The following is a 24,270-nucleotide window of genomic DNA, read 5'->3' as shown; positions in this document are numbered from 1 at the left end:
GTGAATAAGTTTGCGATAAATATACAATTATTAAACGCATAATTTGCGGTTAATATAACTTTATTTACTGCGAAATAGATTTGCTTTCACAACTACCTAAGTATTTAATCTTCTATTGATACAATTCTTCTCGAATTTCAATCAACGTTTGAATTACTTTCTCTTCATCTGGCTTTTCTTGCAAAGTTGAAGTTTCATAATGCTTTTCGATAGAAATGATTAAATCATCTGCCATTTGTAGCAAATCATCGTATTCTTTATTTCCTGCTTTGATGTCTAATAATGCTGACCGATTGTTTACTCTGATGTTTAATTTTCCTGTCGAGAGAATTTGTTCAGCCGTTTGCAAAAGTCTGATGGTGTGCATCATGTTTTTGCTGTCGTAATTTTTTCCGTGCTGATTGGTGTTGTAACGGTCTTCGTTTCGTTTATCGATCCAACTCCAATATTCGGTGTATTCTTTGCAATATTTTGAATAACCGTCTTGGTTGCAAAATAAATATCCCAGCATTTTTTTGCCTTTAGGAATTGACGAAAGCGAAACTTCATTAGAAGATTCATTTTGAATAATTCCCTTATAACCAAACGCTTTCTCCGTATCATAAAACAAAGCAAACATTCCCTTTGAATTGGGCAAATTAATCAAACCACATTGCTCCTGATCTAGATTGTTTTCCTTTAAAAAAGTAGCTGAAGAAATGGTTTCGTAACCTTTCAGTATATAACAAAAATCCAAAAGACTTTTCTTTTCCTTTGGCAACGGATTTACAATTTTCTTATTTAAACCCCTCGCCTTTTTGATTTGTGTAACGGCATAACCCGCAAAAGAATCTTTGCACAATTTGGACAAGAAATCCTCTATTTTAAAATTATCCATCAGCGGATGTTTGTACAAAATACAATCATCAGGCGTAGCGAGGATTTCTAATATATTGGGATTATTTTTTAAAAGCAGTTCAACAAAACGACCGATTTCGTAATAGACCTCATCATTAGTTTCATTCGCAATTTGCGGAATATAATCTAACCCAAAGAATTTTTCCTTCGGCAAATAATACACTCCTTTTATATCCGTATCCGAAGTTGGTGTGTTTAACCCAAACGATTTACTGCCCGAAATAACTTCGAAAAGGATTAGGTTTTGGGATTTTAGGGTGTGGATGGTCATTTATTGATTAATATTCTGTTGTAGTAGTTTTATAAAAAAAGCAACCTTCATCTCCTCAGGTTGCTAAAGTTTTCCTCTTTTACAGAGTGCTGCCAACTACAAGTGTGTGAATTTAAAAATAATAAATCATTCTTAAATTCTAGATTGAAATATAAAACATTCAAACTGGAGATCGGTGTTGGCAATATTTTTAAGAGTAAACCTCTTGACTTTTTTTGTATTCTAATTCCTTTGCTAAATTAAACCTTTCCCATTTAGTAAACCCATATTTCATGTGTCTTTTTTGAAAAAAGCGAATTTTATCCAACGTTTCGAAATCGTTCTTTAATTCGTTAACACCTTTGCTATTCTTATATATTGCAAAAATTCTTCTTTTATCTTGTGTCGACAGGAATGGACAAACAATTAAATCGATTATTAGATGAGTTAACTCAGAAGATTTATTTCTTTTTTCAATTGGAAAACTTTTTATATAATTTTCAATATATATTTTTATTGCAACCTTGATTTTTTGGTACTTTTTTGAATGCCCTAAATAAAACAACAATACCATTATTGAAAAATAATTTAATTGACAATCTGGAATTTCATTTTTTTTATTGTCAAAACCTATAAACTTCTCTAGTAAAACCTCTGGAATTCTAAACTCTCTATTTAATTCTCTAATTACAGTTAAAAGATATAATGTTTCAATCTGAGCATATTCATTAATTGAATTCTTTTTAATTATTAGACTCGACTCATCAAGTATCTTTTTAAAAATTCTATTTCTATTATTAGTACTTAGAATAAACTTTTTATCTGATTTTCGCTTTAACTTATAAAAAACAAGTATTTTAGATAAAATATGACAGGTTTTAATAGTAGAGTTTACTCTTGGAGAAACCGAATAAATAAAAAAAACAAAATCAATAAAATTTACAAGATGCGAGGTCAAAGAGTCCTCAACTTTGTCTAATTTACTTATTTCATTAATATCACTTATTTCACCTAACTGTATTTTACTTTTATAAGCAAGATATACTTTTTCAAAATTTACAAGATTTCTTTCTATGATATTATTTAAAAGAGCCAAACTATAATTCAAAACATCTTTGTAATCAACAGTTGATTCTTTAATTAAAATTTTATATTGAGTTATTAAATTATCTGGATTAAAATAAAATGAAAACTTATGATTAAGTATTTCAATATCATCTTTATTCTCTTCAACTGAACTTTCTTTTTTGTCTAATTTTTTAATTAAAAATCTTGGCGTTTCTGAAAACAATCTATTGATTTTTTCTTTAGCAATTGTAATTTCGGTGATAATTGGTTTTTTATATTCAATCGTTTTAGAATTATTTATGGATAATTTATATTCTTTTAATTCGTGTTTGAATATTTTAAAAATATCTTCTTTTAATGAATCATCATCACAGAATAAAAAATAATCATCTACATATCTGTACAATTCATAATCTATCTTATTTGTAAAGCCTTTTAACTTAATTTTTTCTTCTACAATTTTATCAATCCTTTGTAGAATAATTTCAGCGAAAATTCTGGAAAATTCTGGACCAATCAAAATTCCATTTGTTTCCCCGTAATTCGAGTACTGAATGAACTTATCGAATATTCCCGAAAAATTTTTCTTTGATGCATCAACATTTTCTTTTACAGGATCTAATCCTAAAACAGCCCATGAAATTGAATGCGTATAAATGCTGTCAAAACATTTTGCTATATCAAATTTAAATAGAAAATTATACTTTTTTTCAGCTCGATGATATCTGTAATCTTCATAAAACTTATAAATATTTGTATATTGCTTATACGAAAAAAAAGTTTTTAAATTTTCGTATTCTCTACCATTTAATTCTAAAAAGTCATTATTGTCTCCCTTATTTAATTCGTGTAACTTATCATTAAAGAAACTATATTTTGCAACTTCAACAGGTTTTCTAATGCTGAAACTACTTATAGAACATGAGTACAGAATAGATTCTTTAAAGTCTTCATAGAACTTGATTAACTTTAGCTGGTTAATTGGGTGTATTAATGCTAATTCCCTAAAGTCTTTTTCTTTATGTGTAATTCTATATGTAAAAGGAATCCTTCTAAATTTGTAATCCTCTTTATTTTCAAAATCAGGATGAAATAATATTTTTAAAATTTCTTTAAAAGCTATTAAATCATCTCCTTCAAAATCATTCTTAAAGACAATTTTATCATCATCAATACAAATATTATTCTCAACCAAAAATCGATATAAATATCTGTTCGAAAAAGTAATTGGAATCTCATAAGGTAATACATCAGATAATATTGCTCTCTCCTTAGGGTATTGAATATATTTTTTCTTCTTACTCATCTTTCCAAATTGATTTAATTACTTCAAACTTATTTGTTACCCTTCTAAATTTTTTACAGTAATACTTTTGTTCCTTTTTATTAAAATTAAAAGAATAAAAAGGTTTTTCACTAAATCCTTTTTCAAAACAAAATTTATTTAAAATAAATCTTATAATCTCATTTTTATCAATCCCTATTTGATATTCTTTGTCAATACCAATTTTTAAAGGAGGATTAATTTTTTGAAGTAATATACTCATTCTTATTTTTAAACAATTAATACTATTGTATCTCCAAGCATTTAATTCAAGCATACTATTCGAATAATAAATACCTGCTTTTATGTTCTTCTTATTATGATTTAAGTGATAATTACCAGTTAAAAACTTCAATCTGTCAAAGAGCATTTTTCTTGCTCTTTTTTCATCATATTTAGAGTCTTTATTATAGTTTTCAATAGATAATTTTATTCTGTTTAGATATCGCTTTATTTTATCGTCTGATAATTCAAGTATAACATCTTTATTCTGTTTTATAAAAAATTTGTAACCAAGAAATTCTAGTTTCTTCTGTGTTTGTAATGGATTTTCTAATAAAGAGATTTCTTGAGTTTTATCACTTCTACCTTCTACACCATCATTAATCTCAAGTTCATTCTTATTTATAATTTTCTTAATTACTTCTTTATAATTTTTGGATTGACTTCTAGTTTTCGGACAAAAAACTGCTATTATATCATCAACATACCTTGCATAATATATAATATCTGGTAGTGATTTAATTTCATTATCAATATCTCTCATATACAATTCAGAAAGATAAGCACTTACTCCAAATCCTCTTGGTATACCTTTTTTAGGTTGCATTATTGATGAGTCTTTAATTCTTTCAAATTCATAGAAGAGTCTTTTCAAAAGTTTTTTAGAAAGAGGAGAAAGTAAAGTGTTATTTTCGAATCTTTCAAACAGTCTATTTTGTGGAATTGATTCGTAAAATTTATGTATATCAGTTCGTATGATAACTTTTGGAAAACCATCTGAAATTAAATTATATGTTTGTTTTATTATTTTATTTCTGTCAGCCTGAATTACTTTGAATGTTTTATTCAAATTCTGTTGAAGTTGCTTAATTGCAAAAAAATGGACTCCATCTTTTTTTGTTGTATATATTTCATTTTGCTTATCATATTTGATTTCAAAGCAAAATGGAGATTTTTCATTATTCACAATAGTAGCATATTCACAAAAAACATTATTTCTTATTTCTTCTTTAGCTTTGTTTATAGCTTCAAGTTTTTCAGCAAAAGCATCCAATTCTTGAATTGAAAGTGTTCTACTTTTTTTAAGATTTATTTTTTCATTTAAAACAGTATTAAATTCATCGTGCTTATCAAAATATGCTTGACTTAAATGTCTTTGTTTTATATTTCCTTTTCTGTTTTCCTTTAGAAAAATTATATTAAAATTAGAACCTGAAAATGATTGATCTAGCATTTTTAAATAGTTTTTAAATTATAAAATGTGAATTCCCTAAATACCTCATCCAACTCCAAACTCATCTTCTTCCCACTTCCCAACGCACTCGCATTCTCTTGATTAAACTTTACCGTTTCCAATAAAAAATCAGTTATCAAAACCTCTTTTGGGTGCAAATACGTTTCATTATTATTGGCTTTTATTGCCATTAACTCTATTATTTTTTCTTGAATATTCAATGGTGCTATTGGCAACAATTCCATAAAATCCACTGGCGGGAAAGTGTTGTTTTCTATAATCCATTTTCCTGCAAGGGCAGTTCGCAAAGCATAGAAATAACTTTTCAGTTTTACGTGTTCTTGCTCGCAAAAGTCCATGAAATTTTTGGTTGTTCCTAGATAATGGTGCAAACAAGCAATTGGCGAAAAACATTGTTTTGCCAAGTCGCGCATTTGGGTTGCAAAAGCTTCATTTTCATAATACTCCACTGGCGAAAACAACCACTCCAACAAAGGTGCGTTTGATTTGGCTAATAATCTTACGGCTTTCCGTAAATCCCAACCGGAACCGTCTAAATCGTCTTCGGTCATGAACTCGATTACATCGGTTTGTTCCCAAAGTGATAAGTAATAGTCCAAATCGTGTTTGTAGATAAATCGTATTTCATAATCGCTATCGGGCGAGGCAAATCCCCACGCACGACTTCCTGATTCTACTGCATAGAGTATCTCGACATTCTTACTTTTTTCTATTTCTTTTAATTTATCTAGTATTTTCTTTTCCATAACTTATTCTTTCAAATTAACAAATAATAAACCACAAACTCACAAAACCATTTGCAAATCTGTGATTAAAATCCAACTGTTTTCCCAACTTAAATTACTGCGTCTTATTTTTGATGCACGAAAAGGATTTGAACCTTCATCTTTTGGTTTTTTTATTTAAAAATCTCCGTAATAAACCTGAAAACAAGGTAATTTTAAATCCTTGCGCCACATGTCTACCACTTGATTTCTATCATCTAAAACAAATTCTACAAAATAGTTATCTTTTATACATTCATTATAGATTTCTGTTTTGATGATGGAGTCTTTTCTATTGTCCTTTGATTTTCGCATGATTAAATCATCAAATGCAATTGTATGTTTTTCAAGAAAACGAAGTGTTGGTTCTTTAAATCGATCTTCTCTTCCTGAAACAAGCAAAATCGCATAACCTAGCTTTTTGTAGTTTCTCAATACATTTGCCACTGGTTCATTTAGCAAATCTTCATTAGACTTGCTAGCATCAAAGGGATTTCTGCCATTCATCAAACACAATGTTCCGTCTAAGTCGCAGATAATCGCTTTGGGTAATTCTGGGTTTTGGGTACAATATTGTGGTTCGTCTTTGTGTAAGAGATCGAATTTCTTTTTGGCGCTTTTCGTTTTTACAACTTCATTATTCATGGTTTCTATTTTTGATGGTACAAATGTTTTGCACAAGTACGCAACTATTTTGCGTAGTAAAATGTATTTTGTATTTTTGGTTAAATCTTATATGTGAACCTATCTCAAATATACTCGGAATTACTATTAAAAAACGGCTTTAATCCTACTAATGTAAAGACCTTATGGCTTGATTTAGCAAAAGCCTATTCTAGTAAATCAAGACACTATCATAATTTGACTCATTTAGAAGAAATGATTGAATTATTTGAAAAGTATAAAAATAAGCTACAAAATCCCGATCAAGTGTTGTTTAGTATTTTCTATCACGACTCTATTTATAAAGCAACGCGAAAAGATAATGAATTGAAAAGTGCTGAATTAGCACTAAAAGTTTTATCTAGCAATGAATTACTTGATAAACAATTGATTTTTGATATGATTTGTGCCACACAACTTCATCAACACAATGCAATTGAAGACATCAATTGGTTGATTGATTTTGATTTAAAAATCCTTGCTAAAGATTGGGAAGCTTATCAAATATATTACAACCAAATTAGAAAAGAATATCGCATTTATCCTGATTTTCTATACAATCCTGGCCGGAAAAAAGCTTTAGAACATTTCTTAGAAAATGAGTTTATTTTTCAAACAGAAGAATTTAGATTATTATTTGAAGAAAAGGCAAGAGCTAATATTAAAAGAGAAATTATCTCATTAACGTGAATTGCGTGAGGGATGGAAACGGCATCCTTTTTTGGTCTCGTTTTTTTACGAGACCAAAAAAGATACAGTGTACAGCCCGTTCGCCGCGGCGAACACGCCCAAAAAATTAAACAACTATGGCTCAAAATAAAAACGCACTTATTCGATATAAAACTATTGACAAATGTTTGCAAAATTCCTATAGAACTTGGACTTTAGAGGATTTGATGAACGCTTGCTCGGATGCGTTGTATGAATATGAAGGAAAGGAAAATCCGGTTAGTAAGCGAACGGTTCAGCTCGATATTCAGTTAATGCGAAGTGAAAAATTGGGTTACAATGCGCCAATTGTGGTGTATGACAAGAAGTTTTACAAATATGATGATGACGAATTTTCGATTACGGATATTCCGCTGACGGAAACGGATATGAATGTTTTGACGGAGACGGTTTCGATGTTGAAGCAGTTCAAGGATTTCTCTTTGTTTAAAGATGTTTCGGATATTTTACAGCGGCTGGAAGACAAAATTTATTCTGAAAAGTCAAATACGCAACCGGTAATTCATTTGGATAAAAACGAAAATTTGAAGGGACTGCATTTTTTGGAGGAAATATATCAGGCGATTATAAAAAAAGTGGTTTTAGTGATTACTTACAAATCCTTTAAATCTGCAGAAGAAAAAACGTTTAATTTTCATCCTTTTATTTTGAAGGAATTTAATAATCGTTGGTTTTTGGTAGGGAAAAGAAAGGGAAGTCAACCCATTACCAATTTAGCATTAGACAGAATTATTTCGATTGACTACGATTTGAATATACCTTATTTGGAAGAAAAATTCAATCCTGATTTATTTTATAAAAATGTAGTTGGCGTGACCGTAAATACTGGTTTACAACCCAGACGCATCGAACTTTGGATTGATGCCAAAAACGCTCCTTATGTTACTACAAAACCTTTACACAATTCGCAAAGGCTCATTAAACAAAATGAAGATGGAAGTATCATTATTCATTTATATGTCATTCAAAATTACGAATTAGATCGCATTTTATTAGGTTTTGGAGACAGTCTGGAAGTGCTTCGTCCTGAATATTTACGTGAACGAGTTAAATCTATTTTCTTAAATGGATTATCTCGTTATCAAGTTTGATACTAGTATAATAATTTTTGAGTTAGTAACTCGGTCTAGCTTTGATTTTTCCAATTAATTCAAGTATTCTCTAACTATTTTGACTTATCCCCTATCTGCGCCATCGCTCTTTCCGCTATTGCAGTAATCGACAATGAAGGATTTACTCCAGGATTTGCTGATATCATTGCTCCATCTATTACATACATATTTTTATAACCAAAGACTTCGTTGTTTTTATTAATTACGCCTTGAGAACTATCTTTTCCCATTACGGCTCCTCCCAAAACATGGGCTGTAGATGGAATTCCTGCAAAAGATTCTAATACAAATGAAGTAGGAACACCGTTTACAATTTTACCATATTTTTTAGTCAATTCGATAGATTCTGGAATGTAAGCACTTGGCTTTACTCCTTTTCCAACGGAAGAAGCCATTCCGCCAAAAAAATTAGTTTTAAATTTCAAAGTACTATCAATAGATTGCATGAATAACAAAACGACAGTACTTTTGGACCAACTGTTTGTAAAATAGATTTTGAAATAACGCACTGGAAATTTCAATAATTGCTGTAACATATTAAATAAACGAGCCGGTGTATTTTTCCCAATAGCGAGTGGTAAATGCAATAGTTTCCAGAATCCAGAACCTTCTGAATAACGAACAATTTCAAGATGGCTATTATCATCCGTATGAAGTAAACTTCCTATAGCAACACCTTTAGACATATTTTTACTATGGTCTAAACTAGAAACGCTTATTAGTGTTTCGTTATTCGTTCTTATATCTTCCCCCAGCTTATCAGACAGCAAAGGCAGTGATTTTGGTTTTAGTTTAAGCAGTAATTTTACCGTTCCCAAAACACCTCCTGAGAAAATAACGCTTGTTGCAGTTAACTCTTTTTTAGATTTAAAATAATGCGTGCTCGATTTTAAAAATACTTTATAACCTGTAGCGCCTTTATTCCCATCAATAGGTAAAACATCATAAACTTCATGTTCCGCTAGAATTTTGGCGCCTAAATTTTGTGCTAAATAAAGGTAATTTTTATCTAGTGTGTTTTTGGCATCATAACGGCAACCCGTCATACATCCTCCGCAAAAATTACAACCAGCTCTTTCTGGGCCTTTACCATCAAAATAAGGATCAATCACTTTTTCTCCTGCTTTACCAAAAAAAACGGCTACTTCAGGATTTTCAAACTGATCTTCTCTTCCCAATTCTATTGCTAATTCTTTAAGTCCTTTATCGCCATCAAATAATTTTGGATTTCTAGCTGCACCAAGCATGGTTAGTGCCGTTTTATAAAAGGGTTTAAGTTCATTTTCCCAATCTGCTAATTCGCTCCAACTGCCCGATTTATAAAAAGAGGTTTTAGGAACCGGCAAAGTATTGGCATATACCAAAGATCCGCCTCCTACTCCAGTGCCAGAAATAATGACAATGTGTCTAAAAACACTCATTTTCATGATTCCAAAAAAATTAAGCGCTGGCATCCACAACCATTTACGGAGGTTCCAATTGGTTTTAGCAAAATCATTGGCTTTATACCATTTCCCTTTTTCGATAACTAAAACTTTATATCCTTTTTCAGAAAGTCGTAAAGCACTAACAGAACCTCCAAAGCCACTTCCAATTATAATATAGTCGTAATCTTTTTGCATTTTTATTTAATTATATGCGAAAAATAAGGAATTAATTTGAATAATATGCACGCATAACAAAAATGATTTTCTAAATATTACCTTTAAAATAAAACAGAGTAAACCTAAAGTCTAGTTCTTATAATTTATTTTAGGAAAATAGTATTAACGCTAAATTTCACAGCAATATTTAACACTATTTATTTATTGAAAAAATGGTATTGGATACATCGTCTTGGCGTTTGGCGAGATTGGGGACTTTAAAGCAGAGTATTTTCTGCCGAAACGATGATAGGATAAAAAAAGCTAATTCCGCTAAAACCCCAATCTCGCTAAACGGCTGTTATGCGTTAGGCTTTTTTACCTTGTCTCTTTTAAGTAATCCATAATAGTTGTTAATTTTCGTTTTTTTACTGAATTATTTAGAAATTGTTGATGATTTGAAATTATAAATTCTTCTATTTCTAATCGACCAAAATAAACTTCTATAAAAGAAACATATATTTCTTCCGCAAAAAAGCTATCAAGTTTAGTTTCAATGTCTAAATCATATTTTTTACTTGATTTTATTCCATTAAACCTCAAAAAGCCTATCTATTTTCTAAAAGAATGATTTACAGTTCTATTTATTTCGTCCATTCACTTTTTAAGTTTCCACCTTCTCCAATGTATAGTATTTTATTCCCTTTTTCAAAAAAAGTATAAACACCTGGAGCATTAGGTATTTTATTTTCTCTCAATTCTTTACTTTTCTCAAACTTTATTTATTCTGCTCTTAAAAAGTTTTCTTGGGCTAAATGAAAATCTTCAAGTATTTCTGTTGACGCTATATTAAAATTCATAAGTATATTTTTATTCAAAAAAAAAAATGCCATTCCATGGATATTCTGATCCTCTCCAAATTGTCATTTTTAGTGTAAATAATATTGGAATTAAAATCAATAAAATAATCATTAATATCGGAAAATTTATTTTTTCTGTATAATTTAAATAAAACACATAGCCGAAAACAATTTGTAAAGTAATAATCAAAATTAAATAAAATAAATCACCAAGACCTTGTCCAAAAACTGCTTTTCCACAAAAAATCAGTATTAGTATTGAAATTGTCCAAATCAAATATAAAACATTGCATAAATTCAAAATTCGTTTCATATTTCCTTCAGTTTTTAATTTGTAAGATTTTTTTAAGCTTACCGCTATCTATCTATTAAAGCAATTATAAATTAGATAATTTATCAAAAACCATTTGATAGGTTGGTGTTTCAATTTCGTACTTTAATGATTCGGTAACGACAAAACCAGTCAATGAATCTAATTCTGTTCTATTACCCGCTAAAAAATCTCTGTGCATTGAAGAAGTCGCACTATGAGGTGATTTTTCAAGTTTAAGAATACTTTGCATCACACTATCTTCAGGCAAATTCAACCCTTTTACAGCAGCAAGCATCGTAATTTCATTTGATAGTGAAACATAAAGTGCTCTACTAGTTTGATTTGCTAAAATTTCTCCAATATTCTGATTTAGATAAGAGGTTGCTGAAGCTAAAGCGGAAATGAAAATAAATTTTTCCCAAACTGTTTCCTCGATATTATCTACTAGATAACTCTCGATACCCGCACTTTTAAAAATAGCTTGTAATTTATTTAAGGCTGAGATTGAAGCCATAGTAGAGCCAAAAAATAACTTTTCATAAGTTCCTATTTTCTTTATAATTCCAGGCGAAACAATCATCGAAACAATGTAAACACAGCCTTGCAACACTTCATTATCAGGAAATAAAGTACTAATGCGCTCTGGAGCATCAACTCCATTATACAAAGGAAGAATAACCGTTTTTTTAGTAATACATTTACTGATAGATACAAGACTTTCCTCTATATCATAGGTTTTTGTAGCACAAATAAGAAAATCGAGTTTCCCTATAACCTGAGGGTCATTTGATACTAGAAATGGAAAAACAAAAAATTCATCCGTATCTGTTATAATTTTTAATCCATTATTAGCGATTTCTTTTTGAGTTTCTCCTCTTGCGATAAACACTATTTCAACAGAATCTGACTGATAAAGTTCTTTGGCTAACAATCCTCCAAAATAACCGCCTACTCCACCCATTCCTAAAATTCCGATTCTTGTTTTCATAATTTTATACTGCTTCTCTTTCTAAAAAATGATTATTAATCTGTTTTTCAAAAGTACACAATCTTTAACATAAACTTCTAAAGTGTTCTATTGAAAGAATAAATCAAAATGGTAACTTTGCTACCGACCATTCGGAATTTACAAAAAATATGTTAGACAAAGACAATACCATTGAAGTTCAAGGCGCTCGCGTTCACAATCTCAAAAATATAGATGTTTCCATTCCCCGAGAAAAACTAGTAGTAATCACTGGACTTTCAGGCTCTGGAAAATCCTCACTTGCTTTCGACACCATATATGCCGAAGGGCAGCGTCGTTATGTAGAAACTTTTTCTGCTTATGCAAGGCAATTTCTAGGCGGGTTAGAACGTCCTGATGTAGATAAAATTGATGGACTTTCTCCAGTAATTGCTATCGAACAAAAAACGACTAGTAAAAGTCCTCGATCTACTGTGGGAACCATTACTGAAATATATGATTTCTTGCGTTTGCTTTATGCTCGTGGCGCTGATGCTTATAGTTATAACACGGGAGAAAAAATGGTTTCCTATTCTGATGAACAAATTAAAGATTTGATTATTCAGGATTTTGCTGGAAAACGAATCAATATTTTGGCGCCTGTTATTCGTGCTAGAAAAGGACATTACGCAGAACTTTTTCAACAAATAGCCAAACAAGGTTTCCTTAAAGTACGTGTCAATAATGATATTCTTGATATTACTTTAGGAATGAAATTAGACCGTTACAAAACACATGATATCGAAATTGTAGTAGATAGAATGGTTATTGATGAAAGCCCTGAGAATGAAAAAAGATTATCAGAAAGTATTAATACTGCCATGCATCATGGTGAAAACGTATTAATGGTTTTAGATCAAGATTCTAATGAAGTGCGCTATTTTAGTAGAAATTTAATGTGTCCTACTACTGGAATTTCCTATCAAAACCCAGAACCTAATTTATTTTCTTTCAACTCTCCAAAAGGCGCTTGCGATCATTGCAACGGTTTGGGAACAGTGAATGAAATTAATAGTAAAAAGATTGTTCCAAATCCAAAATTGACAATTAAAGCCGGTGGATTTGCTCCTTTGGGAGAATATAAAAGTTCTTGGATTTTTAAGCAATTAGAAATCATAGGAGAAAAATATGGTTTTAAATTAACGGATGCCATCGAAAAAATCCCAGCGGAAGCAATGGAAATGATTTTGAATGGTGGAAAAGAAAAATTCACAGTTAATTCTAAAGATTTAGGAGTGGCTCGTGACTATAAAATTGATTTTGAAGGAATATCTAATTTCATTAAAAATCAATACGAAGAAAGTGGATCCACTACTATTAAAAGATGGGCTAAGGAATTTATGGACGAAGTTAACTGTCCTGTTTGTGATGGTTCTCGTTTGAAAAAAGAGGCATTATTCTTTAAAATAAACGAAAAAAACATAGCCGAATTGTGCGATATGGACATTTCGGATTTAACGGCTTGGTTTCATGATTTAAATACTCATTTATCTGATAAACAAAAGCGTATCGCTACTGAAGTAATTAAAGAGATTAAGGACCGACTAAACTTCTTGATGAATGTAGGCTTGGATTATTTGGCTTTAAGCCGAAGTTCAAAATCACTTTCGGGTGGGGAAGCGCAACGCATTCGATTGGCAACTCAAATTGGTTCGCAGTTGGTTGGTGTTTTGTATATTCTTGATGAGCCTAGCATTGGTTTGCACCAAAGAGATAACGAAAAACTAATTCATTCTCTAGAACAATTGAGAGATATTGGCAACTCAGTTATTGTGGTAGAACACGATAAAGACATGATTGAACGTGCTGATTATGTCATAGATATTGGACCAAAAGCAGGGAAGTATGGTGGTGAAATCATCAGCAAAGGAACACCTGCAGAAATCTTGAATCACCATACTATTACAGCAATGTACATGAATGGTGAAATGAAAATTGAGGTTCCTAAAAAGCGTCGGGAAGGAAACGGAAAGTTCCTAAAATTAACGGGTGCAACAGGAAATAACTTAAAAAATGTTTCGATAGAGTTGCCTTTAGGAAAAATGATTTGTGTTACAGGAGTTTCTGGAAGTGGAAAATCTACTTTGATTAATGAGACGCTTTACCCTATTTTGAATGCCTATTATTTTAATGGAGTCAAAAAACCAAAACCGTACAAAAAAATTGAAGGATTAGAACATATCGATAAAGTAATTGATATTGATCAAAGCCCAATTGGTAGAACTCCACGCTCGAATCCTGCGACATATACCGAAGTTTTTACAGAAATTAGAAATCTGTTTACTATGACTTCAGAAAGTATGATTCGGGGTTATAAAGCAGGTCGTTTTAGTTTTAATGTAAAAGGAGGACGTTGCGAAACCTGTGAAGGTTCTGGAGTTCGAACAATAGAAATGAACTTTTTACCTGATGTGTATGTTGAATGTGAGACTTGTCAAGGAAAACGTTTTAATAGAGAAACATTGGAGATTCGATACAAAGGAAAATCCATTTCTGATGTGTTGAATATGACGGTAGATGAAGCGGTTCCGTTTTTTGAATTGATTCCGAAGATTTACAGAAAAGTAAAAACGATTCAGGATGTTGGTTTAGGCTACATTACATTGGGACAACAAAGCACAACACTTTCTGGTGGAGAAGCGCAACGCATCAAACTAGCGGGAGAATTATCTAAAAAAGATACTGGAAATACTTTTTATATTCTCGATGAACCTACAACAGGTTTGCATTTTGAAGATATTAGAGTATTAATGGAAGTAATTAATAAACTAGTCGATAAAGGAAATACCATTTTGATTATCGAACACAATATGGATGTGATAAAACTAGCAGATTACATCATCGACATTGGTCCTGAAGGTGGGAAAGGCGGAGGCCAACTTATCGCCAAAGGAACTCCAGAAGAAGTCGCAAAAAATAAAAAGAGTTATACAGCACAATTCTTAAAAAAGGAATTGGCTTAAATTCCCTCAACAATTTTGTTTAATAAGTAAACTATCAAGTAAATTAAACAAAATAAAAGTAATCTATAAGTACCAAATCGGTTTTAATTCCCCTCCATTGGAGGGGTGCCCGTAGGGCGGGGTGGTTTTTTATTGATTGCAATATCACTAATAACATTCTATCCTCAAACTTTTAATCAATACCAGAGATAAAAAAAACTACTGCATCATACAGTAGTTTTCATTTTTATGATGCTATAAATCAAAAAAAAGCCCTTATACTTTTTTGCAACAATCATCTAATTGTTCATAAGCTACAACGTCTGCTTTTACATCATCAGCATCATAACCCATTTTTGAAATACCTGATTTTATAGTTTCTAGATTTGTTTTTTGACTATTGTAAAAAACGGTAATTGTGCTGTTTTTTTCATCTAGTTCGTACATTTTCACTCCTTTTATTTTCAACATATTGGATTGGAAATTTCCTCCACAAGTTTCACACTGTTTACAATGATCGCAAAAAAGAGTTGTTTTTATTACTGCTTTCTGGTTTTTCTTACCATCTTGAGCGGAAATGGTAGCCGTAAAAAGCGTAAAGAAGAGAATCAAAAAAGTGTTTTTCATACTATTATTTTTATTCAAATATATCAATTATTAATTAACATTGAGTAGTGTCTTATGGAACGTATCAATTGAAGATTAAAGCAATTCTATTTTAAAAACAGCAAATTTTAAATTGTAACTTTTAAAATCTCAATATTCTAAATTATTTTTTTTATTGTTCAAAAAGGTCATTTAAAAAAATAATAGGAAGTTAGTTTCATTACTATATTATCAAATTTGAGTTTGATTATTTTTTAATAATATCAATCCATTGTCAATAGAATTTTACCAATATGATCACTACTTTCCATAAGTCTATGCGCTTCTGCAGCTTGTTCTAAAGGAAAAGTTTTATAAATTACAGGATGAATTTGTTTAGAATGAAATAGTGGCCAAATGTTGGTTTCTACCTCTTTTGCAATCTGAGTTTTTACTTCATCAGATTGAGGTTTAAGAAAGCTACCTGTCAAGGTTAGATTCTTACTCATAATTGTGCGCAAATTAATATTTACCTCCGAACTTTTCATTCCGTTGATATAAATTAAGCGGCCTTTCTCGTTTAATATTTCAAGATTCTTTTGCGTATAATCTCCTCCAACCATATCTAGAATAACATCAATTTTTTCCTCTTTTAACACTTCTTCAAAAGCCTCTTTTTTATAATTGATTGCCATTCCTAAGTTCATTTTATTTAAAAAATCAATCTTTTTGTCACTTCCTGCAGTGGTGTAAACTTTACAACCATAAGCTTTTGCCATTTGTAAACCCATGGTGCCAATACCACTTGTTCCGCCATGTATTAATAACTTCTCGTTAGGTTGCAGTTTTCCTAAATGAAAAACGTTAAACCAAACCGTAAAAACAGTCTCTGGAATGGCTGCTGCATCTATTAGACTGATTCCATCTGGAATGAAAAGACAATGCGAAGTGTTTACCACAACATATTCGGCATATCCTCCGCTTGCGATAAGTGCACATACTTTATCTCCAATTTTTTTGTCGGTTACATTTTCGCCAATTGCTGTTATTTCTCCTGAAACTTCTAAACCAGGAATTAAAGTTCCTGTAAATCCTTTACCGTAGGCATCACTATTTTGACGCGTAATTACATCACTGCGATTCACACCAGCTGCTTTGACTTTGATTAATACTTGATTTTTATCTGGTTTGGGTTTTGGAGTTTCTTGTAACTGCAACACTTCTGGTCCGCCAGATTTTGTAATATGAATAGCTTTCATGATCTCATTATTTTGATATCCTTAAAGATAAGTTTTTTTGACCTTAACCACTTATTTCTTTTTTCTTTTAAATCAGTAAATAAATTTAATTTTAGAAGCTTTGTAAGGTAGAAAACAACAATATAATCTTAAAATTAAAGATTGATTTCACTTTATTGATAAAAAAGAATTACTTTAGTAAATTGGAGTCCTAGCCCAGATAGAAGTGGAAATCCTTTTTGTTTTTTTTGAAAAAAAATAAAAAGATTGGAACAAATAGCTGGAAAAAGCTCCTAAAGAAATGAGTAATAAATTAGATATTAAAAAATGAGATTAGAAGATTTTGACAATGATGAGGATAAAGTAATCCAAGATCGATTAAAGCAAAAAAGTTGGAACGAAATTAGAACAAATGATAGTTGGGCCATTTTTAAAATCATGGCAGAATTTGTAAACGGTTATGAAACAATGGGTCGCATAGGACCTTGTGTTTCTATTTTTGGATCGGCGCGAACAAAAGCTGATTCGCCTCATTATATACTAGCAGAAAAAATAGCATACAAAATTAGTAAAGCTGGTTATGGTGTAATTACGGGCGGTGGTCCAGGTATTATGGAAGCTGGTAATAAAGGCGCACATCTTGGTGGCGGAACTTCTGTGGGACTAAATATTGAATTGCCTTTTGAGCAACATTTTAATCCCTATATCGACGGTGATAAAAACTTGAATTTCGATTATTTCTTTGTTCGTAAAGTGATGTTCGTAAAGTATTCTCAAGGTTTTGTTGTGATGCCTGGAGGTTTTGGAACGATGGATGAATTGTTTGAAGCTATCACCTTGATTCAGACTAAAAAAGTGGCTAAGTTTCCTATAATATTAGTGGGAACAAGCTTTTGGTCTGGATTGCTCGATTGGATTAAAACAGTTTTAGTAGAAAAAGAACTTACTGTAAGTCCAGAGGATTTAAATTTATTTAAAATCGTTGATACTGCAGAGGAGGTCGTTGAAATACTTGATAAATTTTATAAAAAATATGATTTATCACCCAATTTTTAATTAAAAAGCTGTCTTAACCGACAGCTTTTTTTATTTTAAAGGAGAATTATACAATTTGTGTCTAATATTAATTATATTTATTTTTTACAAATCTTAATTCTCATTGCTTGAAATCAAATTATAAAATTGGCTTTTTAATTCTTATCGTATTAGTTTCTGCCAAATTATCTGCGCAACATCAGTCGAAGATGGTTGTAGCGTTGAATGCTGAGAAAAAGATTTTAGACATACAGCAACAAATTACTTTTTTTAATCAAACCAATGATACGCTAACTACTATCGTTCTGAATGATTGGAACAATGCCTTTTCTAATAAAAATACGCCTTTAGCAAAACGATTTTCAGATGAATTTTATAGAGGTTTTCATCTGGCTAAAGAAGAAGAGCGCGGAAGTACTAACAAATTATTAATCACTACTAGTACCGAAGAGCCAATAATCTGGGAGCGAACAAAAAAAAATCCTGATTACATCGTATTACAATTAAATAAAAAATTATTACCCAACGAGAAAATTACGTTAATGCTTTCCTATGCTAGTAAAATACCAAGTGATAAGTTTACAAAATTTGGTTACAATGACAATGGGATTTTAAATCTTAAAAATTGGTATCTAACTCCAGCTCGATACGAAAATCATAATTTTGTAAAAAATAGCAATAACAACTTAGACGATATTGCAAATGCAATTTCAAATTTTGAGATTGATTTTGTATTGCCTAATACATTAGAAATCACATCGGATTTAAACAGTCAAAAAACAGTCGCAAAAGAAGGTTTTGTAAACTTTACATTAATTGGCGACAATAGAACAGATTTTAATTTAATTGTTGAACCCAAAAAGAGTTTTTTAAATTATAAAAATAATGCAATAGAGGTAATTACCAATCTAAAAGACAGCAAACTAAATGAAATACAGAAAGCTATCTTAATTGATCGTATTACAGACTTTACTACCAACTTAATTGGAAATTATCCTCACCAAAAAATTATAGTTTCGCAAACCGCTTATGAGAGAAATCCGTTCTACGGTCTTAATCAGTTGCCATCGTTTTTAAGTCCTTTTCCGGATGAGTTTATTTATGAAATTAAGTTTTTAAAAACCTATCTAAACGAATTTTTAAAAACAAGTCTGCATTTAGATCCAAGAAAAGACAGCTGGATTTATGATGGTATTCAGGTTTATGTAATGATGAAATATATTGACGAACATTATCCTGAGGCAAAAATGATGGGTAGCATCTCTAAAATTAAATTGCTGAAAAGTTTTAATCTTACCAAAATTGACTTTAACGGACAATACAGTTATTTCTATATGCTGATGGCTCGTAGAAACCTAGATCAACCATTAGGAAGTCCAAAAAATACATTAATAAAATTTAATGAGCAAATAGCTAGTAAATACCGCGCGGGATTAAGCATTCGGTTCTTAGATGATTATTTGCAAAATAATAGTGTTGCCAATAGTATTGCTACATTTTACAAACAAAATAATTCGAAACAAGTAAGTCGAATTGATTTTGAAACAATACTAAAAGGAAATACAACCAAAAATATTAATTGGTTCTTTAATACCATTATCGATTCAAGAGCTATTATAGATTATAAATTTACGGACGTTTTAAAAACCAAAGATAGCATCACTTTTTCCGTTAGAAATAGAACAGGAACTCCTATTCCAATTCCTGTTTATGGTACAAAAAACGGTGAAATTGTATTCAAACAATGGCTAGATATAGAAGCTTGTGATAGTACTTTTACCATTCCTAGATCAAATATTGATAAAATCGTTTTAAACCTAAAAAATGAAGTTCCCGAATATAATTTGAGAAACAATTGGTACAAACTCGATGGATTTTTTCCTAACAATAGACCCATTAAATTTGCATTTATGAAGGATTTAGAAGATCCTTATTACAATCAAATTTTATATGTTCCCTCTATTAGCTACAATTTATATGATGGTTTGATTCCTGGATTGCGTTTGCATAACAAAACCATTTTAGAAAAACCATTTGTTTTTGATGTAAATCCCTCCTACTCTATTAAATCGAACAATTTATCGGGTTCTGCGTCATTTGCTATCAATCATAATTATAGAAATAGCACCCTTTATAATGCACGATATTCTATGAGTAGTTCTTATTTTCATTATGCTGAAGATGCTACTTATTTAAGATTGAATCCAACAATTCAGTTGCGCATTCGCGAACCTAATTTTAGAGACAATAGAAAACAACTCTTTATGTTTAGACAAGTTCTTGTAAATAAAGAAAAAAGTGCAATTTTGATGGATAATTCACCTGAAAATTATTCCGTTTTTGAAGCCAGATATATTAATACGAAAACAGAAGTTACCAATCATTTTGGCCTGTCTAGTAATGTGCAAATAGCCGGTAATTTTGGTAAATTGACCAGTGAGATTGGATATGGAAAATTATTTGAAAACAACCGTCAAATAAATATGCGCTTTTATGCTGGAGTCTTTCTTTACAACAAAACTCAATCTAATTTCTTTAGTTTTGCCTTAGACCGACCAACGGATTATATGTTTGATTACAACTATTTAGGACGCTCTGAAAGTAACGGAATTTATAGCCAACAATACATCATTGCAGAGGGTGGTTTTAAATCAAAAATAGCCACACCTTATGCCAATCGTTGGATTACTAGTTTTAATGCGAGTTACAGTATTTGGAACTGGATTGAAGTTTATGGAGATGTAGGATTAATCAAAAATAATTCCACTCCAGCTCAATTTGTTTATGATAGTGGCATACGTTTAAACTTGGTTACAGATTACTTTGAACTCTACTTTCCAGTCTATTCTAACAATGGATGGGAGATTGCTGAAAATAATTATAATGAAAAAGTACGATTTATTGTTACTTTTTCGCCTAAAACATTACTCAATCTTTTTAATCGAAAATGGTTTTAATCGAATATATTTATCACTATTACTTACATTATTGTTACAAAAACTAAATTTAAATTACATATAGTGAAAAAATACACTTCTTTTTACTAGAATAAAATAGAATAATTAAATTCAATTTTATGCAGTGTACTATGAAAATAGATAGTTTTTAGTTAAATTTGCATCATAAAGTTATACTTTCTAATTATGATAAAAGAAAAAACCAATTCTACATTGACATTTGCTGATTTCAAAATCGAAGTTTTGAAAGATTATACAACTGCTATTATAAGCCGAGAATGTAGTCTTTTAGGCCGTAAAGAAGTATTAACAGGAAAAGCCAAGTTTGGAATTTTTGGTGACGGAAAAGAAGTACCACAATTGGCAATGGCCAAAGCTTTTAAAAATGGCGATTTCCGCTCTGGATACTATCGTGATCAAACCTTTATGATGGCAATAGGACAATTAACTGTTCAACAATTTTTTGCTGGATTATACGGACATACTGATATAGAACAAGAACCAATGTCGGCAGGAAGACAAATGGGAGGCCATTTTGCCACTCATAGTTTAAACGAAGACGGATCTTGGAAAGACTTAACAAAACAAAAAAACTCAAGTTCCGATATTTCTCCTACTGCAGGACAAATGCCTAGATTATTAGGAATAGCACAAGCTTCTAAAATCTATAGACAGGTTAAAGGAATGCCAAATGCAGCCAATTTTTCGAATGAAGGAAATGAAGTTGCTTGGGGAACAATAGGAAACGCAAGTACATCCGAAGGATTATTTTTCGAAACCATCAATGCTGCCGGTGTATTACAAGTACCAATGGTGATGAGCGTTTGGGATGATGAATACGGTATTTCAGTACACGCCAGACATCAAACAACCAAGGAAAATATATCTGAAATTTTAAAAGGATATCAGAAAGAAGAAGATACTAATGGTTTCGAAATTCTGAGAGTCAAAGGTTGGGATTATGCAGAACTTGTAGCTACTTATGAAAAAGCAGCGATAATTGCTAGAGAAAACCATGTGCCTGTTTTAATTCATGTGAATGAATTGACTCAACCACAAGGACATTCTAGTTCTGGATCTCATGAACGTTATAAAGATGCCAATAGGCTAGCTTGGGAAAGAGATTTTGATTGTATTAGACAAATGAAATTGTGGATGATTGCAATTAATATTGCTTCACCGGAAGAAATTGATGCAATTGATGCTGCAGCAAAAAAAGAAGTTTTAGAAGGTAAAAAAGCAGCCTGGAATGCTTTCTTACAGCCTATTATTGAAGAACAAAAGGAGTTAGTAACTTTACTTGAAAAAATAGCAACAACTAGTAAAAAACAAGAAGAAGTTTTAAAATATGCTTCTGAATTAAGTGCCATTAAATCTCCTATCAAAAAAGAAATTCTGGTTACCGCTCGTAAAGTATTGCGTTTGATTATTACCGAGAACCAGAGAGAAGAACTTTCTCAATGGATCACAAGATATACTGCTAAAACACAAAAGAATTTTAGCAGCAACTTATATTCAGAAACTGATTTAAATGTTTTTTCTGTAGACAAAGTGCTTCCTACATACGCTGATGATGCTGCCGAAGATACTGATGGACGCATGATTTTAAGAGATAATTTTGATGCTATTTTTACTAAATATCCTGAAACATTAATCTTTGGTGAAGATGCCGGAACGATTGGTGACGTGAATCAAGGTTTAGAAGGAATGCAAGAGAAATACGGAGAATTGCGTGTTGCCGATGTCGGAATTCGTGAGGCTACTATTTTAGGTCAAGGAATAGGAATGGCATTAAGAGGTCTGCGTCCGATTGCTGAGATTCAATATTTAGATTATTTATTATATGCTATTCAAATCATGAGTGATGATTTGGCTACATTAAGATACCGAACCGTAGGAAAACAAAAAGCGCCTCTTATTATTCGTACACGAGGACATCGTTTAGAAGGAATTTGGCATTCAGGATCTCCTATGGGAATGATTATCAATGCTATTAGAGGAATTCATGTTTTAGTACCAAGAAACATGACTCAAGCTGCTGGTTTTTACAACAGTTTGTTAGAATGTGATGAACCTGCATTGGTTATCGAATGTTTAAATGGTTACCGTTTAAAAGAAAAAATGCCAACAAACTATGGAGAATTCAAAACACCAATTGGTGTAGTAGAAACCATGAAAGAAGGATCAGATATTACATTAGTATCGTATGGTTCTACCTTACGCTTAGTGCAACAAGCTGCAAAAGAACTGCTTGAAGTTGGTATTGATTGCGAAGTTATCGACTTGCAATCGTTGTTACCTTTTGACATCAAGCATGATTTGGTTAAAAGTATTATGAAAACGAATCGTTTATTAGTTATTGATGAAGATGTTCCAGGAGGTGCTTCTGCTTATATCTTGCAACAAATTATCGAACAGCAAAATGGATATAATTATTTAGACAGTAAACCTCAAACCCTAACTGCTAAAGAACATAGACCTGCTTACGGAACAGATGGTGATTATTTTTCAAAACCTTCTACGGAAGATATTTATGAAAAAGTATATGAAATGATGAATGAAGTAAATCCGTCAAAATATCCAACTATGTTTTAAACTTAAAAATAGTGATTATTATTGTTTTCAATTAAATAGTAAGCGAATATCTAATATTGATACAATTCTTTTTTAATCCTCTTTATTATTTTTTTTGAAATTAAATTCAAAAATAAAAGTTATAATGCCAATGTAAATTTTTTACGTTGGCATTTTTTATTTAAATTTAAGGTTTTATAAAAATCAAACAAAATGAAATCTTTAGAATCAATTTTAAAAGAAATACAAAATGTTAAAGTAATCGATGGACAAATTGGCTACAAAGACTATATTGGTTTGGATTTATCTGTAGAAAATGAAAATTTAAAAAAACTACCAGTTGATAATGCCATACAATTTGAAGAATATATTGAAAACTATTTAAGTATCCATAATGCTAAAGTAGCTTTTGGAGGTTATAATGAAGTTCGAAATTTATATAAAAGAAGTGAAATCTTTAATGATACTGCTATAGAAGAAAGGAACATTCACATTGGTCTAGATTTATGGATTAAAGCAGGAACTCCAGTATTAGCAGCAGTTGACGGTCGAGTACATAGTTTTAATAACAATACCGGAATTGGCGATTATGGTCCCACAATAATCTTAGAACATCAAATAGAAGAACAAAAATTTTATACTTTATACGGACATTTATCGTTAGAAAGCATTGTAAACCTTAAGGAAGATTCCATTTTTAAAAAAGGAGAACAAATAGCAACCTTAGGAGACGCTTCGGTCAATGGAGATTACGCTCCACATTTACACTTTCAAATTATAAAAGATATTTCTAATTATAAAGGGGATTATCCCGGAGTATGTAGCAAAAACAATCAAAAATTTTATTTAGAAAATTGTCCAAATCCTAATATCTTATTAAAAATAGACTAAAT

At 30.9% G+C, this 24,270-nt stretch carries 16 protein-coding genes; 7 read left to right on the top strand and 9 right to left on the bottom strand.

Annotation, left to right across the window (positions count from 1 at the left end; genetic code table 11):
* Positions 1-112: 112 nt before the first annotated feature.
* From J3S90_RS10430 to J3S90_RS10410, 5 genes are all read right to left on the bottom strand, one after another.
* Positions 113-1,168, bottom strand: a complete 1,056-nt coding sequence (locus J3S90_RS10430; protein ID WP_210646148.1) for a DNA polymerase beta superfamily protein — start codon at positions 1,166-1,168, stop codon at positions 113-115.
* Positions 1,169-1,358: 190 nt separating this feature from the next.
* On the bottom strand, positions 1,359-3,521 hold the full coding sequence (drt3b, locus tag J3S90_RS10425) for an antiviral reverse transcriptase Drt3b (RefSeq protein WP_210646147.1): 2,163 nt from the start codon (positions 3,519-3,521) through the stop codon (positions 1,359-1,361).
* Complete coding sequence (drt3a, locus tag J3S90_RS10420; RefSeq protein ID WP_210646146.1) at positions 3,514-4,995, bottom strand: antiviral reverse transcriptase Drt3a; 1,482 nt, start codon at positions 4,993-4,995, stop codon at positions 3,514-3,516. Before drt3a ends, drt3b begins: the two co-directional genes overlap by 8 nt.
* Before the next feature lie 2 nt (positions 4,996-4,997).
* Positions 4,998-5,762 (bottom strand): nucleotidyltransferase domain-containing protein, encoded by a 765-nt coding sequence (locus J3S90_RS10415; protein WP_210646145.1) that lies wholly within the window; start codon positions 5,760-5,762, stop codon positions 4,998-5,000.
* 156 nt (positions 5,763-5,918) lie between these two features.
* Positions 5,919-6,425, bottom strand: coding sequence for a phosphatase domain-containing protein (locus J3S90_RS10410; protein WP_210646144.1), 507 nt, complete (start codon positions 6,423-6,425; stop codon positions 5,919-5,921).
* Between the two features lie 93 nt (positions 6,426-6,518).
* Between J3S90_RS10410 and J3S90_RS10405 the strand changes: the two genes are divergently transcribed.
* Both J3S90_RS10405 and J3S90_RS10400 read left to right on the top strand, forming a co-directional pair.
* Positions 6,519-7,133, top strand: a complete 615-nt coding sequence (locus J3S90_RS10405) for an HD domain-containing protein (protein WP_210646143.1) — start codon at positions 6,519-6,521, stop codon at positions 7,131-7,133.
* A gap of 116 nt (positions 7,134-7,249) precedes the next feature.
* Positions 7,250-8,263, top strand: coding sequence for a helix-turn-helix transcriptional regulator (locus J3S90_RS10400; RefSeq protein WP_210646142.1), 1,014 nt, complete (start codon positions 7,250-7,252; stop codon positions 8,261-8,263).
* 74 nt (positions 8,264-8,337) lie between these two features.
* Here the strand turns inward: J3S90_RS10400 and J3S90_RS10395 are convergent, their stop codons facing one another.
* Together J3S90_RS10395 and J3S90_RS10390 are read right to left on the bottom strand one after the other, a co-directional pair.
* Positions 8,338-9,906 carry a GMC oxidoreductase gene (locus J3S90_RS10395; protein ID WP_210646141.1) on the bottom strand — a complete coding sequence of 523 codons (1,569 nt, stop codon included), beginning with the start codon at positions 9,904-9,906 and terminating at the stop codon, positions 8,338-8,340.
* 1,198 nt (positions 9,907-11,104) lie between these two features.
* A complete protein-coding gene (locus tag J3S90_RS10390; RefSeq protein WP_210646140.1) occupies positions 11,105-12,028 on the bottom strand; it encodes a ketopantoate reductase family protein in 924 nt (307 codons plus the stop codon).
* A gap of 149 nt (positions 12,029-12,177) precedes the next feature.
* Here J3S90_RS10390 and uvrA point away from each other — a divergent pair, with 149 nt between their 5' ends.
* Positions 12,178-15,009 carry an excinuclease ABC subunit UvrA gene (uvrA, locus tag J3S90_RS10385; RefSeq protein ID WP_210646139.1) on the top strand — a complete coding sequence of 944 codons (2,832 nt, stop codon included), beginning with the start codon at positions 12,178-12,180 and terminating at the stop codon, positions 15,007-15,009.
* A gap of 255 nt (positions 15,010-15,264) precedes the next feature.
* On the opposite strand, the gene J3S90_RS10380 is transcribed toward uvrA, so the two are convergent.
* Positions 15,265-15,615: a heavy-metal-associated domain-containing protein gene (locus J3S90_RS10380; RefSeq protein WP_210646138.1), complete on the bottom strand. Its 351-nt coding sequence runs from the start codon at positions 15,613-15,615 to the stop codon at positions 15,265-15,267.
* Between the two features lie 242 nt (positions 15,616-15,857).
* Positions 15,858-16,832: an NAD(P)H-quinone oxidoreductase gene (locus tag J3S90_RS10375; RefSeq protein ID WP_210646137.1), complete on the bottom strand. Its 975-nt coding sequence runs from the start codon at positions 16,830-16,832 to the stop codon at positions 15,858-15,860.
* A gap of 306 nt (positions 16,833-17,138) precedes the next feature.
* Here J3S90_RS10375 and J3S90_RS10370 point away from each other — a divergent pair, with 306 nt between their 5' ends.
* The 4 genes from J3S90_RS10370 to J3S90_RS10355 all read left to right on the top strand — a co-directional run bounded on the left by J3S90_RS10370 (position 17,139) and on the right by J3S90_RS10355 (position 24,268).
* The gene (locus J3S90_RS10370) at positions 17,139-17,867 is read left to right on the top strand and encodes an LOG family protein (protein ID WP_210646136.1); all 729 of its coding nucleotides are present in this window, start codon (positions 17,139-17,141) and stop codon (positions 17,865-17,867) included.
* Between the two features lie 107 nt (positions 17,868-17,974).
* Entirely contained in the window at positions 17,975-20,803 is a 2,829-nt protein-coding gene (locus J3S90_RS10365) for an aminopeptidase (RefSeq protein ID WP_317192538.1), read from the top strand.
* 186 nt (positions 20,804-20,989) lie between these two features.
* Positions 20,990-23,398: an alpha-ketoacid dehydrogenase subunit alpha/beta gene (locus tag J3S90_RS10360; RefSeq protein WP_210646135.1), complete on the top strand. Its 2,409-nt coding sequence runs from the start codon at positions 20,990-20,992 to the stop codon at positions 23,396-23,398.
* Positions 23,399-23,590: 192 nt separating this feature from the next.
* The gene (locus tag J3S90_RS10355; RefSeq protein WP_210646134.1) at positions 23,591-24,268 is read left to right on the top strand and encodes a peptidoglycan DD-metalloendopeptidase family protein; all 678 of its coding nucleotides are present in this window, start codon (positions 23,591-23,593) and stop codon (positions 24,266-24,268) included.
* Positions 24,269-24,270: the final 2 nt, after the last annotated feature.

It is taken from the genome of Flavobacterium flabelliforme (assembly GCF_017948675.1).
GTDB lineage: Bacteria > Bacteroidota > Bacteroidia > Flavobacteriales > Flavobacteriaceae > Flavobacterium > Flavobacterium pygoscelis.
Note: the sequence above shows the minus strand (reverse complement) of the source record. Positions and strands in the feature narration are given on the sequence as shown.

Excerpts from the sequence above, each read along its gene's own strand:
- J3S90_RS10430 (WP_210646148.1), bottom strand. The coding sequence starts at position 1,168 with ATGACCATCCACACCCTAAAATCCCAAAACCTAATCCTTTTCGAAGTT.
- drt3b (WP_210646147.1), bottom strand. The coding sequence starts at position 3,521 with ATGAGTAAGAAGAAAAAATATATTCAATACCCTAAGGAGAGAGCAATA.
- drt3a (WP_210646146.1), bottom strand. The coding sequence starts at position 4,995 with ATGCTAGATCAATCATTTTCAGGTTCTAATTTTAATATAATTTTTCTA.
- J3S90_RS10415 (WP_210646145.1), bottom strand. The coding sequence starts at position 5,762 with ATGGAAAAGAAAATACTAGATAAATTAAAAGAAATAGAAAAAAGTAAG.
- J3S90_RS10410 (WP_210646144.1), bottom strand. The coding sequence starts at position 6,425 with ATGAATAATGAAGTTGTAAAAACGAAAAGCGCCAAAAAGAAATTCGAT.
- J3S90_RS10400 (WP_210646142.1), top strand. The coding sequence starts at position 7,250 with ATGGCTCAAAATAAAAACGCACTTATTCGATATAAAACTATTGACAAA.
- J3S90_RS10395 (WP_210646141.1), bottom strand. The coding sequence starts at position 9,906 with ATGCAAAAAGATTACGACTATATTATAATTGGAAGTGGCTTTGGAGGT.
- J3S90_RS10390 (WP_210646140.1), bottom strand. The coding sequence starts at position 12,028 with ATGAAAACAAGAATCGGAATTTTAGGAATGGGTGGAGTAGGCGGTTAT.
- uvrA (WP_210646139.1), top strand. The coding sequence starts at position 12,178 with ATGTTAGACAAAGACAATACCATTGAAGTTCAAGGCGCTCGCGTTCAC.
- J3S90_RS10380 (WP_210646138.1), bottom strand. The coding sequence starts at position 15,615 with ATGAAAAACACTTTTTTGATTCTCTTCTTTACGCTTTTTACGGCTACC.
- J3S90_RS10375 (WP_210646137.1), bottom strand. The coding sequence starts at position 16,832 with ATGAAAGCTATTCATATTACAAAATCTGGCGGACCAGAAGTGTTGCAG.
- J3S90_RS10370 (WP_210646136.1), top strand. The coding sequence starts at position 17,139 with ATGAGATTAGAAGATTTTGACAATGATGAGGATAAAGTAATCCAAGAT.
- J3S90_RS10360 (WP_210646135.1), top strand. The coding sequence starts at position 20,990 with ATGATAAAAGAAAAAACCAATTCTACATTGACATTTGCTGATTTCAAA.
- J3S90_RS10355 (WP_210646134.1), top strand. The coding sequence starts at position 23,591 with ATGAAATCTTTAGAATCAATTTTAAAAGAAATACAAAATGTTAAAGTA.